Source organism: Emticicia soli (genome assembly GCF_037860775.1).
In the GTDB taxonomy this organism is placed as follows: Bacteria; Bacteroidota; Bacteroidia; order Cytophagales; family Spirosomataceae; genus Emticicia; species Emticicia soli.
In genome coordinates, this window is the sequence record NZ_JBBEWC010000014.1 from 1 (window position 1) to 14530 (window position 14530).

The 14530-nt window shown below is 36.1% G+C and carries 12 protein-coding genes and 1 pseudogene; 1 reads left to right on the top strand and 12 read right to left on the bottom strand.

Features of this window, described 5'->3' with window-relative positions; all coding sequences use genetic code 11:
* Positions 1 to 38: 38 nt before the first annotated feature.
* Positions 39 to 356, top strand: a complete 318-nt coding sequence (locus WAE64_RS24795) for a MauE/DoxX family redox-associated membrane protein (RefSeq protein WP_379976783.1) — start codon at positions 39 to 41, stop codon at positions 354 to 356.
* Here the strand turns inward: WAE64_RS24795 and WAE64_RS20510 are convergent.
* From WAE64_RS20510 to WAE64_RS20560, 12 genes and pseudogenes are all read right to left on the bottom strand, one after another.
* Positions 289 to 1416, bottom strand: a complete 1128-nt coding sequence (locus WAE64_RS20510; protein WP_340239645.1) for an IS4 family transposase — start codon at positions 1414 to 1416, stop codon at positions 289 to 291. The two genes, WAE64_RS24795 and WAE64_RS20510, sit on opposite strands and share 68 nt — an antisense overlap.
* 908 nt (positions 1417 to 2324) lie before the next feature.
* Positions 2325 to 2546 (bottom strand): hypothetical protein, encoded by a 222-nt coding sequence (locus WAE64_RS20515; RefSeq protein ID WP_340239646.1) that lies wholly within the window; start codon positions 2544 to 2546, stop codon positions 2325 to 2327.
* Positions 2547 to 3308: 762 nt separating this feature from the next.
* Positions 3309 to 4478, bottom strand: coding sequence for a DJ-1/PfpI family protein (locus WAE64_RS20520; protein WP_340239647.1), 1170 nt, complete (start codon positions 4476 to 4478; stop codon positions 3309 to 3311).
* Between the two features lie 66 nt (positions 4479 to 4544).
* Positions 4545 to 4832 carry a hypothetical protein gene (locus WAE64_RS20525; protein ID WP_340239648.1) on the bottom strand — a complete coding sequence of 96 codons (288 nt, stop codon included), beginning with the start codon at positions 4830 to 4832 and terminating at the stop codon, positions 4545 to 4547.
* 56 nt (positions 4833 to 4888) lie between these two features.
* A complete protein-coding gene (locus WAE64_RS20530) occupies positions 4889 to 7204 on the bottom strand; it encodes a TonB-dependent receptor (RefSeq protein WP_340239649.1) in 2316 nt (771 codons plus the stop codon).
* A 309-nt stretch (positions 7205 to 7513) separates the two neighbouring features.
* Positions 7514 to 8758 (bottom strand): PepSY-associated TM helix domain-containing protein, encoded by a 1245-nt coding sequence (locus WAE64_RS20535; protein WP_340239650.1) that lies wholly within the window; start codon positions 8756 to 8758, stop codon positions 7514 to 7516.
* A 65-nt stretch (positions 8759 to 8823) separates the two neighbouring features.
* Entirely contained in the window at positions 8824 to 11181 is a 2358-nt protein-coding gene (locus WAE64_RS20540; protein WP_340239651.1) for a TonB-dependent receptor, read from the bottom strand.
* A 98-nt stretch (positions 11182 to 11279) separates the two neighbouring features.
* Entirely contained in the window at positions 11280 to 11663 is a 384-nt protein-coding gene (locus WAE64_RS20545) for a hypothetical protein (protein ID WP_340239652.1), read from the bottom strand.
* Positions 11664 to 11885: 222 nt separating this feature from the next.
* Positions 11886 to 12263, bottom strand: coding sequence for a hypothetical protein (locus tag WAE64_RS20550; protein WP_340239654.1), 378 nt, complete (start codon positions 12261 to 12263; stop codon positions 11886 to 11888).
* A gap of 148 nt (positions 12264 to 12411) precedes the next feature.
* A pseudogene (locus tag WAE64_RS24800) lies at positions 12412 to 12483 on the bottom strand (3-coathanger stack domain-containing protein); the annotation flags it as partial.
* A 202-nt stretch (positions 12484 to 12685) separates the two neighbouring features.
* Positions 12686 to 13453 (bottom strand): LytR/AlgR family response regulator transcription factor, encoded by a 768-nt coding sequence (locus WAE64_RS20555; protein WP_340239655.1) that lies wholly within the window; start codon positions 13451 to 13453, stop codon positions 12686 to 12688.
* Positions 13450 to 14481 carry a sensor histidine kinase gene (locus WAE64_RS20560; RefSeq protein WP_340239656.1) on the bottom strand — a complete coding sequence of 344 codons (1032 nt, stop codon included), beginning with the start codon at positions 14479 to 14481 and terminating at the stop codon, positions 13450 to 13452. The genes WAE64_RS20555 and WAE64_RS20560 overlap by 4 nt, the downstream gene beginning before the upstream one ends.
* Between the last annotated feature and the right edge of the window lie 49 nt (positions 14482 to 14530).

Genomic DNA, 14530 nt, shown 5'->3' on the forward strand with positions numbered 1-14530 from the left:
CTCACTTGAAGACAACTCCAAGTGAGTAGTAAAAATACTTGACACAGTTCAGTTTACACTCCCATAGATTATTATCTATTGTTATTGGATTATTATTCCTTGTTAGTGGTTTTTCCAAAATTATTGACTCCAATGGATTTATAAAATTATTATTCCGGTATGGTTTGGGAAGCTTTAGCTATATTGGACCTCTTCTTTCGCCAATTGAAGTTTTACTTGGATTATGTTTGATAATAAACACCTATGTCAAAAAAACTGCATTTTTTGTATTTTTTTTAACTATTATCTCTAAGTACATGACAAAAGATTTACATATTTACAAACCGCTTTTAAATCAAACATTAAAGCTCTGTTAAGTTCGTCTAATCCATAGCGAAAAATACTAAAAGCCCTTCTTTTGTGTTTTAAGATAGGGATTGGTTTCACCTGATTTTGATATTGACCTACTCGATAAACCCATAGAAAAGCAATACAAACTATGGCAAATAGTTTTTCTAAACGTTTCTGGTCAGTTAATTGTGTACTTTCAATATTGAATCCAGCAGACTTGATAGCCTTAAAGAAACATTCAATCGTCCACCTTTGAGCGTACATTTGCATAGCTTGATGGTCAATTTGATAAGTTGCTACAATAACATATTCAATAACGTTCTTTGAATCTAATACTTTCATACCGGTTAGGTAAATCCATTGCCCATTGATTTGCAAGGGTTTGTCTAAGACACAGATTTGATTAAGAGGTAAATTGTTGAACAGCCAAAAGACCTTTAACGCTCGTCCACGTTGATTGACAGTAAGATTACTTTTAATTCTTAGATAGAATTTAATGGAGTGGCTGGATAGAAACTCAATCCAATCTTTTCCTATAAATTCACGGTCAGCTATTAAAGATTCAATAGAATCTAAACCAAACAAACGAATATATCTTATTATCAATATTTTACGCTCGTTGTGGTTAGAGTTTCCACGTTTATCAAGCATTGTCCAAAGTATTGTTAAGCTAACACCATCAGCCACAATTGTTAAACACAAAATATTGTAGTTTATACCCGAAAACTGCCAATTAGTTCGGTCTAAACTCAATTTATAAGGCCCTTTTATAGGATTTAGTGCCATTAAAACCTTGGCTATCAAGTCAAAATCAATCATGAAACTGTTCATAAAACGCTGGATGCGTCTTAGATTGCTACTGATTGCACGGTCGTTCAAACTAACAGCGTTTAAGCTATAAACTACTGACCGTGTTCGTATCAATGAAATGATGAGAAATTCTAAAAAATTTATTCGTGCTTTGTGCCAAGTAAAGTGGGATTGTAAATTTAAGTTTATCTCTGTACTTTTATCCTCCATGAGCCAATTTGGTTTGTTTGATGAGTCTTGGTAAACCCATTTTACAAATCTTTTGGCTCTTTTCAAAGTTTTGTCATATACTTAGAGTTTTTATACTAAAGAATAGTGAAATATCTAAAAGTATTGGGATAAGAGTGCCTAAATTACTAATTATTAAACATGATACTATTGTCAAAAATATTTGAAAATGATGAAATTCCATGTCCACAGCTAATTGAAAATTTTAAGCTATAATAATATATATTTTGTGAGGCTGTAATATGATTAGGGGAAATTATTTATAGCTATCAAGTGTCTTCAAGCAGACAATTATATCAACCGATTTTTAAATCATCCAAAAATGTTAAAAATGGTATCAAGGGTTCGATTGCAAGCCCATTTAGCCCGCTGAGCGGGGGAATTTTTCAATTTCCCCGTTTTTTTTGATAATCCAGCAAGCCTTTCTCCCTCATTATCAAGCAGTTATGCGATAGTAAATCAATCATTGTCGGGGTTCGATACATACCCTCCTGATAGTAGAGTTTTTGATCGAACACCATATTTATCAGCTCCTGTTTTTCCAACGCATTGGTCTTGTTAAAAACAAATTCCAGGTCAGTTAGCTTCTCTAAATTGTTTTCTAAAATTCTGTACGTCTTGCTTTGGTCACTGCTTAAGTGTTCAATGGATGCTTTTAAGGAGAGTCTATTGTTATTAAATGTGAATCAAGGGTTAATAATAAATAAAATCAAAGCCGATGCAACTCGACCCAAGCAGTGTGTCCAAAAAGCCTTTTCAGAACGAACTTTAGCAGCATTTTGAATATCAGTTTTATATATCAACCATTTATAGAAGGATTCGGTAGGCTGCCTGATTGCACTAATATATCTAGAAAACATATAATCTTGGGCTGATTTTGTTTTTTGACCCTTTTTCAATTTTACTTGTGTAAAAACCGATGAATTAATTGGTTTAATGACTCAGAAGCGTAAGCTCTATTGATTAGCTAGCTGAGTAATGATAGGTTTAGCTGCTGTTAAGTCATGTACGTTGGCTGGTGTAATACGAATCATACTTAATTTAGGGATTTTTTTAAACCGGTCTTTACCCAAACAATGTAACTTCACACCATGATAGTATTGCGATTTAGCATCACAATAACCCTTGCTTACTAGCATTGGCGCTACTTTAGCTCTATCAGGATATTTAGCTAACATAATTGGTAAGGAGTCTATTAAATATACATTCGTATAACAATCTGAATAGTCTATTAGACTTATTAAATCATTAATTATAACCTCAAAGTGCCAATACAGTTCATTTATTCGAAAATTGTAAGCTTGATAGAGGGTAAATCTGGAAACCAATCTAACCAATGATTAACAATATAATCATAGGATGAGCGATTAGTAAATTTGCCTTCTAAGATGCCAAAAAGATAAATCGTTATTGCCTCAGCATCTGTAAATCGAGGGTGATAATTATTACTTTGCCGTTGGTAGTGCAAACAAATTTTTGTAGTATAGCACTCACAAACAAGGCAGTATATTTGAATTAATTGTAATTGCGGCCGCCGCTGCGGTAGCATTTTGCAATTTAACAAAATGCGCCTTGTTTGCATTTTTATCTATTTAACTCTTGATTCACATTATATAACTGTCTATAAAGTTATTCCTGAATAATTACCCTTTTTACTAACCAGTCGGTTAGTAAATAAATTCCTGAATCTTTAAGCAGGTTTTGCCTGAACCTATTATATTGTTGAATGTGTGAAGTGGTTTTTCTCTCATAGCCGTTTTGGAAGGCTATGAGAGAAATTCAGATGATTATAGCGAAGCCAGAATTTTCATAGAGCTTCTTATTCTTTTTTACTTAAAGCCTTAAGTCGGCAATACTTGGTAGATTTAGCCTGGTTCAAACATCATTTGGAAAATAAACCAGAAATAGCTGGATGGTTTTATCTTTCTATAATCCCCGTCTTAATGATGGCACTTCTCCATCACTTCATGAAAACGATCATGTAAGGCGTAAATAGCTTTTTTTAATTCTTCGTCAGTTTTTTTCTTCTTGACCATTTTTGCCAGAGCAACTGATTCTTTTTCCAACATTTCTATGGATTCTTTTACACCCGGTTTTTGATATTTTGCCGGAATTACAGACTTCCTTAACACAGTAGCTTTAAGCGCTAACTCAAAAGCATTGGCATACAAAGGTTTTAGATTGCCTTCCTCGGCAGGGTGAAAGGTCTGCGACATTGTTGTGTGATAATCATCCAACTCAGGCCATTTCCCTTCATTTACCTGTTTTTCTCTTAAAGCTGCCTCTCTTTTTTGCTTTTCCTCCTTAAATAAAGATTGCATGCCCATGTCATACATTTCTAACATCATATCGGCTACAATTTTATCAGTTTTACTCACCGAGCCGGCATCATAGGGTGGCTTTGGGTCATATTCCAGATCAAGCATTACTCCTTTGGTATATTTTTCTCCCATCAGTTCATTCATCATACCTAAAGCCATGTCAATTCCGGCAGAGACTCCTGCTGAGGTCCAGTACTTGCCATCGCGCACATAGCGTTCAGGGCGGTAGGTGGCACCATACATTTTCATGATTTCATCAGCACGATACCAGTTACAGGAAACGATTTTACCTTCCAGCAGTCCGGTGGCTCCTAAAATCCATCCACCTGTGCAAACGCTTGCCGTATATACAGAGTTTTTATCGATTTTTCTTATCCAGTCTAAGACTTCGGTGTCCTGTGTCTGCAGAAAAGTTTCTTTAGCACCGCCCGGAATCACGAGTATATCTAATTGCTGTACATCGTTAATTGATTTTGTAACGTTTACTTCTAACCCTCGCTGATTTTTGACAAGTCCTTTGTTTTTAGCAACAAAAAAAATATCGACCTTCATAAGTTGAGATAATACCTGATAAGGGCCTACGGCATCTAAGGTGTTAAAGCCATCATATACATATACGCCAATTGTTTTGATGTTCTCCTTAGGCTTGGTCATCAGGATTTTCATCATTTCTATTTTCTGCTTCAATCTGGAAGCTTCTTTTTCTGTTTCAGGTTGTTCCTGAGCAAATGCGCTGATTGCTGCAATGAAACAAAAAAATAATATTGTTTTTAATCGGTTCTTTATCATAACAGCTTTTGTTTAATGAAAGAAAATAAGTAGTTTTTGAAAAATGCTGTAATATCTGCATTCATTTTATTGCTGAGATACATTGCGGGGGAAAGTTAAACCCGCCACCTTTTTGTTGCAATTAGCTCCATGCGCACCCTCCTTGTTTTCAGAGCCCTGATAGGCCGCAAATAATTTCATTCTACAAGTAGGGCAAGTGCCTGGTTCTGAAAAATGAACCGTATCACACTCGATATTACAGGGAGGATACTGGAAATAAATTTTCTTACTGCTGAATTCAGGCGTCTGCGCCTGCAAATTCTTTAATTGCAGCAATGAAAACAAAGCAATAAAATAGAGCATATACCTTTTCATGATTCCGGTTTATTCAGGGCAGAAAGGCCTTTTACCCCTTCTGCCCGGTTGAAATACTAGAACTTCCCGGTCAATGTAATTCCTGACATTCTCGGTGTGCCCATCATATAAGAGCCATAGCCATAAGCCATATAACGTACATCGTTTAGGTTACGAACCCAAAGAGCAATATCTATATGTTTGCTCGTAACACCTGCTCTGGCATTGAGCATTCCATAAGCATTCTGTTGAAACGCATTTACAAAATCTAATTGATATTCGCCAATGTATCGGTATTCGCCTCTGATGAATGCCTTTAAATTCTGAGCAGATTTTGAAAGCGGTATGCCATATTGAACCGCGAGCATCGACTGTAAAGCAGGATTATTAATTGCCTTATTGCCTTTATAATCTTTTACTGAGTTGGTTGCTGCATCAAATAATTCTAATCTTTTGTATTCGCTGTGCGAGGTGCTGGCTGTCCAGTCTATTTGCAGATTTTTGATTGGTAGTGCCGATGCCTCCAACTCCAATCCATAATTGTCCATATCACCCACATTCAGCGAGGCATAGTTTATACCGTCTTGAGAGGTTGAGACCTGTTGGTCTTTTTGTTGAAAATAGAAAGCCGTCAGATTTAATTTCAGACCGTTATTGAATAAACTATTTTTTAATCCAACCTCATAGTTATCCGATTTTTCGGGGTTGTAAGTTGGATTTTGTGTATTGCCGAAATTAAACCCTCCAACTCTAAAGCCTTTCGCATAAGAGGCATAAATCATAGCGTTATCGGTCAGTTTATAGCTCAAAATAACTTTTGGTGTAAATGCGTTGAAGGTTTTTTTCGCTGTGCTGTCAGCAGTTAATGGTGTGATTACACCACTTTTTTCAAATGCTGAATTTTGTGTTAGCTCACGGTGTTCAATATCATATCTTGCTCCAGCTACTACATCTAATTTTGAAGTAATGGCATAGGTAGCTTGCCCATAAAAAGCTACACCATAAGCATTTCTTCTTCCATTGCCAACCGAGCCATAGGGTGCGTTGGGGTCGAATAGTGCATAATCCTGGTCGAAATAGGTAGTACTACTGTTCTTTGATTTTTCACCAAATAAAAATGTACCAGCCGTCCATTTAAACTTATTGGCATTGGCAGGAGATGAAAAGCGTAATTCCTGTGTCCACTGTTTTTGTTTTGACCAGGTAGTAAAACTAATGAGTTGAGCAGGGCCAAAGTCAAAATCGAATCTTCCGGGAAGCCAGATATGATAATCGACCAATGAAGTGATAGAGGTAAAATTAAAGTGTCTGTTGTAATATTTTACCGCCAGCGAAGTATTGAAATTGGTTCTGCGTTCGGTATTATCCCAATTTCCGAAAACTGTAAATGGAGTAGCTCGGGCGGCACTGTCTGTGCCTGCCCATGGATAAGCACCCTGGTCTTTATTATTTTCGTACCTTGTGTTCCAGTCGATAGTAAGTTTTTCTGAAGCAATGTATTTTAGATTTATATTTCCGTTGTATGTATTGTGCTTGTCAATATATTTGGTTTCAGGTGTTGGGTTCGAGTAAATAGATCCACGGTTATTCGACTGAAAACCTGCATTCATAAACAACTTATCTTTAACAAGAGGTGTATTAAAACCTATACTATAACGTTGTTGTCCATAATTTCCTAAATCTACCTCAGCAAAGCCACTGGTTTTGTTTGTGGGTCTTTTGGTAATAATGTTAAGTACACCGCCAAAGGCATTTCTACCGTAGAGTGTGCCTTGTGGTCCACGCAAAATTTCAATTCTTTCGATATTATTGAAGTTGAGCGGTGCCGAAAAATAATCAAACTGGTAAACGCCATCTACGTAAGTTGCTACGGCTTGGTCGTTTGAAAAACCCATAGCACCACGAATATTCAAAAAATTTGACCCTACACTATTGCCATGTTCAACAGTAAATGTGCTTGGCGCTAATGCTGTGAGGTCTGTAATGTTCCAAATTCGGTATTCTTCTATTTTCTTGGCGTTTATAGAAGTGATTGCTAACGGCGTTTTTTGCAGATTAGTTTCGATTTTATCAGCTGTTACCACTACTTCACCCAAATCCTGCGAACTTTCTTTCAAAGTAATATCCAAAGTAATTATACCGCTCACTTCTACTGTTTGGATTCTGGATGCATATCCGATAGCACTGATAGATACACTATAAGTGCCTGTAGCCAAGCTGATTTCAAAAGATCCGGTTTTATCTGTAATAGACCCTTTTGGCGTATTTAGTACCGAAACTGTGGCACCAATAATGCCTTCACCAGCTTGGTTTCTGATTGTTCCTTTGATAGATTGAGCATATAGGCTGCCTACTATCAGTAAATTAAATATGAATGCTATTATTTTTTTCATTGGTTTTTGTTTTAGCAAAACAATCAGGTATGATACACTGAGTGCGTTTTTTCTATTTGAATTATAATAAGTAAATGATGATAGCAACGATTATAGGCACTAAACAAATAAGTGTAACTTGAATTGTTCGGATTGTATAAAATAGAATGCTTTTCAATTTATTTTGCTGTTCGGGTGGCAAATGTTCAAAGTGTTTCATAGGAATAGAATTAAAGAGATTTTAAACAATAGTTAAAGAATTAACAGTTTAAACCAAATGTGCATCTATGGGATTATACCTATGCAAATCGAGATTTTTGTTGCTCTTTTCTAAGCCACACCTTGTTTAGATCTAAATTTATCAATTATGAATATGAGTAATACGCTAAGGCCAAACAATGGTAATATTACGCCCAAGGCAACAATGGCTATTACTAATGCCATACTTGGGCTTAGATTTTTTGGAATTTTCGGTACACTTAATGAACCTGTTTTTTTTCTAAAGAAGTAAGTAGCAATTGCCGTAATGCTTAATAGCAAAAGACCTGTGGCAATAAATATCATTAACAACCAATTCCATAATCCAAACTCTCCCTGATGAAATGCCATCACCCACTGCCTGCTTTTCATCATTAAACCTATATCTGCCCAAGTATTTTTTTTCAAAACCTCTCCAGAATATTGATCAAGGTGAATTTTTTCCATGGCACTCAGATTGGTAGTTTCATTATATACACTATACACACTTGTTGGGCCTTCTGGTAATTCTATAATGGTAGTACCATCTAAGTTCATGGCTTTGGCTTTCATTACTATTTCATCTAATGTCAAAGGTTCGCCAACAGGAGTAGATTTTATCGCTTTACCTTCCCATGCTTTAGGATAACCACTATTTGTTACTTTCTGTACCCATTGATAACTTTTGCCAAAAACATCTGTCCAAGGCAATCCTCCTGCTAAAACAATCAGGAGTAAAAGCGAAAACCAAAAACCCAAAAGAGCGTGTAAGTCTCTGAATAATATGCGTTTTGATTGATTGATACGAACCCTAAAAAAAGCCTTTATACCACCGCTTCTTGGCCAAAAAAGATAAAGACCTGTGATGATTAACACTACCATCCAACTGGCTACTAACTCAACTACCTTGGTGCCATAACTACCCAGCAAAAGTTCTCCATGAAGTTTACGAACTTTGAACATATCAGTTTCATTGATATTTATAATGCCTTTAACTTTTTGAGAAAAAGGATCAATATACAAATGAGATTTATGAGAAAATTTACCTGATATAAATTCTGTTGCCTCGTTAGCCGATTGTGGAACAATCATGCCTGAAGGTACTTTTTTCCACTCTTTTTTTGCCAGTTGCCATTGTTGTTGAAAACTCATTTTGTTTTCGGTTTTTTGTTCTATATGAGCAAGAGCAGCCTTTTGAGGTGCTTCATACTTGTCTTTAAATAAGTATATCAAGCCAGTGAGCGCAAGCAGAATAACAATGGGAGCTGAAATTATACCACCGATAAAGTGCCATTTTACAATCCAAGGATAAATGTTTTTACTAGTTTTATTTTTCATATTAATTCTGTTTTCAATAACACGCCAGCCTTTCTTCCAAATCTAGCGTGTCTTTGTGGTGGCGATTATTTTTTACCTACAAAATTGTACTGTAAACCAACTACAAATGTACGCGGAGCTGCAGGCGTGAAAGTTGTACGGTCAGTTGCAGCATTACCACGAGTGGCATTGGTTGCATATAATGCATCAGTTAGGTTCATGATGTTTGTATAAACTTCAATACTTTTCCACTGATACCCGGCACGGAAGTTTATTAAGTCATACCCATCATAAGAAATGGTATTGATTTGGTTTTGATACCATTTACTTAGGTGCTGCCATTCAATCGATGTACGGAAACCTTTCAGCCAGGTTGGATAATAACTTAATTCAGCGTTCCACAGCCAACGTGGGGCAGAAGGCATATCTTTACCATTCACATCTTTTAAGGCGTCAGAGGCCCTTTGACTTAAAATGAATTCAACAAAACGATGTATTGAATATGCACCTCCTGCTCGGAACATTACTTGCTTGCTTGGTTTGAATGTTAGACCCAATTCAATTCCTTTATGAATTGTTTTACCGGCAGCTTGATAATCGGTTGAATTGTCAGGTTGACGGATGTTTAGCAGTTCGTTTGTGCCGCTCATTTGATAGAGTGAAGCATCTATATAAATCTTGTTTTTGAGCAATGATGCCCATCCACCGATTTCGGCATTATTGAATGTAGCAGGTATCAGATTGTAGTAGAACAAATCTCCATTGGCAGCCGGGGCTGGTCTTTTGCGGAAAATGGCAGTTAAACCCGATGGCGCAAAACCTTTCGAGAAATTGGCATATAAACCTTTACCTTTACCTAAATTATAGGTCAAGCCGAGTTTTGGCGTTGTTTTGGTATAAGTTTTAGAGCCTCCAATGGCTTCGCCGGTTGTTTTATCAACATCAAGGTTATTCACAAAATCGAACGACATATTATCGTAGCGCAATCCTGCCGATATTCTTAGATTTTTGATAGGCTCAAAATCATACTGCAAATAAATCGCTGTATTGCGTATGTCTGCTTTATAATCAGCTATCTTAATATCCGGACGTTCTTTTACAATAGTATATTTTTCAACTGATTTTTTATCTGCTCTTAACTGAGCGGCTAAGTCAATCTGGTATGACCAATAATCATTTGGCGAGAAATCAACGTTTGTACCGATAATTGCTTTAGAATTTAAAAACTTAAAGTTTTGCGTATGTTGTGCAATTACCCCCAGACTTTTAAAGTTATTTGAGTTAATTTCTCCACGAGCAGTTGTTGCTCCCGATGTCCAACGAATACCATAGCTTGGGTTTTGCCCATGCTTGTTATCTCTACCAAAAACAGTGATAAATGACTGAGAGCCATTGTTCCAGTCTTTTTCGAAAGTAAGGCGTGTACGAAGCGAGTAAGACTTGCGGTAGGTAAAATCAGTTGTGCTAATATACTGCCGATTATAAAAAGCAACACTATCTACACTACCACTCGTTTGTGAGTTATATTTTGCGTAAGAGAGTGTATAAATAAGCCGTGCTTTAGGCGAAATCTGATACTCCAATCGTGCATATTGAGCATTTTTTGTATAATCCGAACTGGTCATCCAGGCGTCTTTTTGCTCTGCTACTAATCCCCCCAAATAAATGCCAAATTTACCAATTGTTGCCCCTGCACCATATTGTATTCTACGATAGCCCCATTGGTCAAATTGTATACCTACACGTGCTGTTGGAACTGCCGTTGGGCGTTGTGAAACAAAATTAATTGCTCCTCCAACTGCCTCTGGCCCGTAGATAGAAGAAACAGGCCCTTTCACAACTTCTATTGAGCTTACCGTAAATTGATTCATTTCGAGCAATGAGTTGTGGTTGAAAACACCCATTGGGCGAATCGGTACCCCATCTTCTAAATACAAATAATATGCATTGGTAGTCATTGGTTGGCGAATCGACATTGAATGTTGCTCATTATTAAGGTTTACCATCATTACACCTGGTGTTTTATTGATAACCTCATACACAGATGTTGCTTTGGCTTCGTCAATTTGTTTAGGTGTAAGTTTCGAGATTGCAATAGGAGTTTCGGTACGCAAACTTGCTTCACGGTTTCCCGTTACAACAATAGTTTGTAAATCTTCTGAGGCTGTTTCGAGCGATATTGAAATGCTTTTACCAGCTACTACATCAATAGTTTTGGTTTCATAACCAATATTGGTAATGACTAATTTTGTAGCATTGGCATTCAATTCAAAAGCACCATTTATATCCGTTATTGCTCCAATCGAGGTGTTTTCAGCTTTTACAGTTGCTCCGACAACAGGTTCTTTTGTATTAGCATCGTAGATTTTTCCTTTAATCGACTTTTGCGCAAAACTTAAATTAATAGAGATAATGGATAGTATGATATATAATATTTTTTTCATTGTTGATTGACTTAGGTAAAACATAGATACACAGGTATTCTACCCAATTCTTAAGAACGGACAAATACGAATGTTAGAAATTTACTTATGTTGGATTCTTAAAACTGCGGAGGCTTTAAAATTGAAGTAATCGGAGATAAAAAATAATTGCTTAGGTAAGCGAAGTTGAAGGTTAGGGTTGAAATTACTGTAGCGATTTGTGAAATATAAAAATTTTGAAAACTGTGATATAACTCTAATAATTGCTTAAATGCGCTAACTTTAGATTGATGAGTATCACGTTCTTCGGCTGCTTTTAATTTTTTGGCTAAATAGCATTTTCCATCACAATGGAGTTGTGGTCGATTCTTATTAACACAATAGTTTTTTATAATGTAATCTTTATTGATTTCATATTGTAGATAGATAATAGGAGCTATCATGACTCGCATAAAAAGCAAGCCACAAACCAGCATAGTACCTATTTTTTTAGCTGAATTCAATTTATTAAAAAAAATGAATATAAAATAAAGATATATTGACACCATAAGACCCACAACTCAGATTGGCAAAACTACTCTGAGGCAGATCTTTACAAAGGCAAATCGAAATGAGATAGTTGAGCAAATAACATAGCTGCACACTAACCAGATGCCCAGGTTTACTAAAGGGCATAGGAATAGTATTGAGCATGGAATTCTCAAGAGAAGGAAACTAAAAACGATCTAGGCTAAGCAGGGTGGATGAAAAAAATGAGATATGTACTTTGTAGAATAAGATTCATTATATAAATCTACCGGATCGGGTTGAATTGCGTAGTGGCGGTCAAAATTGTGAGCGAATATTTCTTCACAAATAATTATGGGTAATTCAAATTTTTCAAAAGCCTGGTGATGGGCCTGCTTTTCTCTGTCTTCAGCGGCTTTGAGCCGTTTGGCGAGATAACATTTACCATTGCAATTAAGCTGAGGTTTGTTTTTATTTACACAGAGAACCTTGGCAATGTAGTCTTGACGCAGTTTGAAATCAATTAAATAGTAAACCTGAGTAAAGGGTCTGACCATTACTGAAAACAGAAGTAATATAGCGATTGCTTTTCTCAAGTGTAGAATATTTGGCACAAATATAAGCAAAATCGAGTGAAATTGTATAATCGGATACTTATATTTCTATTTACAGACCTGATGATTGATTTTATCGCATAGGCAAATTTAGCTATTATAGTATATATAAATTCGGAGAAAATAGGTGTCAGAGGCATTCGCCTGTCTGAGCTTTGAAGATACTTCTTGTGTCGGCTCTAAAACCCGGACTAAGTAAGACAAAACGGCCAACTACGTATAAACTCTTTTTTAGTCCGTGTTTTTATTTAAGAATTATTAGATGCAAGATAATAAAAAACGCCAAAAACAAGGCTTAATTTACAACAGAAAAACGAAGATTAAACTTAAAACCTGTGGGGTGATAAAATAATTTTAAATCAGGACCCATACTGTAAATATATTTAAAAAAGTACTTTGCCGGCCTATTTCTCTACCCATTCACGAAACGCTGCCGTTTGGCTCTGGCTGGTTTTTAAGTAGGTTTCGTAGCCTTTTAGTTTGATAGCCAACGTATTTTTATTGTAGCGTTCTATTTTTTCAATGTAAGGCTTGTGAATAAGTTCACTTCGGTTGACACGGAAAAAATCAGAAGGATTGAGAAACTCTTCAATTTCCTTTAAAGTGGGTTCTGTCAGCAAGTGTTTTTTTCCTTGACGATCATAAGCAAACACTAAGCCTTCGTTAGCTTCAAAGAACAAAATGCTTTCAGTTTCTAAAAAATATATTCCCTGATGGGTATTGATGGTGAAACGCTTCTTGTAAGACTTGTCAGAAAAATTTTGTTGAATAAGTCTGGTCAAATTGGCAATAGAGTCTTGCTCTTTTGTACCGGAATTTCTGAGCAAAAGAAATTTATCCCATGCCTTTTGGAAACGTTCTTTAGAAAAGGGTTTCAGCAGATAAGCAATACCGTTACCATCAAAAGCATCCATCCAGAACTGGTTATAAGCTGTGGTAAAAATAATAGGACAAGTAATTGAAACCTGGCGGTAAATCTCAAAGACATTACCGTCCAGAAGTTCGATGTCAGAAAGAATAAGGTCGGGTTTGTGAGTATTCAAAAAATCAATGGCAGATTGCACCGTGTCTAATTCGGCTATAATTTCAGCTGACAAATCCAATTCTTCAATGAAGCGTTTCAGTTTCTTTTGTGCCGGGATTTCGTCTTCTATGATGAGTATTTTTGTCATTTGCTTTGTTTATGAATGATAGGAACAACTACCGAAAACTTATCTTCTTTTTGTTGGATTTCTATCAGATTTTCAGAAAGTAATTTGTACTGCTCTTTTAGGTTTTTCAATGCCCTGCCTGATGTAGGCTTACTGTTTCTTTTCAGATTTATATTATTAACCACTGAAACATTTCGGTTAACATTTATGTGAATATAAATCGGTTTCTCTTTCGTTCCGAGGTTGTGCTGCACAGCATTTTCAATCAGTAGTTGTAAGGTAAGCGGAACGATAGAGCCGTTTTCATTGCTACTTTCGATACGCAACTGGTATGCGTTTCCGTATTTATGCTGAATGAGTTTGAAATATTGCCTGGCAAAATCAATTTCTTCTTCAGTTTTTACTAATTCTTTGTCAATCGAATGTAATACATAGCGATATATCTCTGCAAATTCATTGAGGAAATCGGAGGCTTTGTTTTTATCTTCTTCTATCAGTTGATCCAGTATATTCAGATTGTTGAACAGAAAATGTGGATTGAGCTGATTTTTAAGCTGATTGATTTTGCTTTCTGCCAGCGCTGTATTATATGTTGCCAGTTTCTGCTGGTGTTTTTTATTGCTTTTATAATAATAATAGGTAAGAAAAAAACTACCGTAAATGATTCCGTCTAGAAAGTGTGAAAACAGTGAAATGCTTAGGGTAGGTAAGTTGAAGTTTCTCTCTACGGTATCAAAAGCCATTGCTATCAACAGGCTGATTAATTGCATGGTTACCACAAACACAAGCAAAGATGTGCCGAATATTTTAAGTATAACTGGCGTATTGAATAGGTCTGATTTCTGCCATTTCCGGATAAAGAAAAGGATAATCAAAAACAAAATACCTGCTCCCACCAGTGTTGCCAGTGCTGCTTCGGGCGTAAAGGTGTAGATGTTGATTTTTTGTCTATTCACAGTGCGTATGTATATAGACTGTACATACGCAAATAGCAAAATAAACATCAGAAAGTGGCCGTTTTGGTTTATTTTAACGATGATGTTTTTCATTGAAATTTTGCTCGGGCAACTTACAAAGAAACAGCCCTAGAACTTTAAA

What these genes read in the sequence shown, in the direction of transcription:
- WAE64_RS20535 (WP_340239650.1), bottom strand. Translation starts at nt 8,758, where the DNA reads ATGAAAAATAAAACTAGTAAAAACATTTATCCTTGGATTGTAAAATGG.
- WAE64_RS20520 (WP_340239647.1), bottom strand. Translation starts at nt 4,478, where the DNA reads ATGATAAAGAACCGATTAAAAACAATATTATTTTTTTGTTTCATTGCA.
- WAE64_RS20515 (WP_340239646.1), bottom strand. Translation starts at nt 2,546, where the DNA reads ATGTTAGCTAAATATCCTGATAGAGCTAAAGTAGCGCCAATGCTAGTA.
- WAE64_RS20560 (WP_340239656.1), bottom strand. Translation starts at nt 14,481, where the DNA reads ATGAAAAACATCATCGTTAAAATAAACCAAAACGGCCACTTTCTGATG.
- WAE64_RS20525 (WP_340239648.1), bottom strand. Translation starts at nt 4,832, where the DNA reads ATGAAAAGGTATATGCTCTATTTTATTGCTTTGTTTTCATTGCTGCAA.
- WAE64_RS20530 (WP_340239649.1), bottom strand. Translation starts at nt 7,204, where the DNA reads ATGAAAAAAATAATAGCATTCATATTTAATTTACTGATAGTAGGCAGC.
- WAE64_RS20540 (WP_340239651.1), bottom strand. Translation starts at nt 11,181, where the DNA reads ATGAAAAAAATATTATATATCATACTATCCATTATCTCTATTAATTTA.
- WAE64_RS20555 (WP_340239655.1), bottom strand. Translation starts at nt 13,453, where the DNA reads ATGACAAAAATACTCATCATAGAAGACGAAATCCCGGCACAAAAGAAA.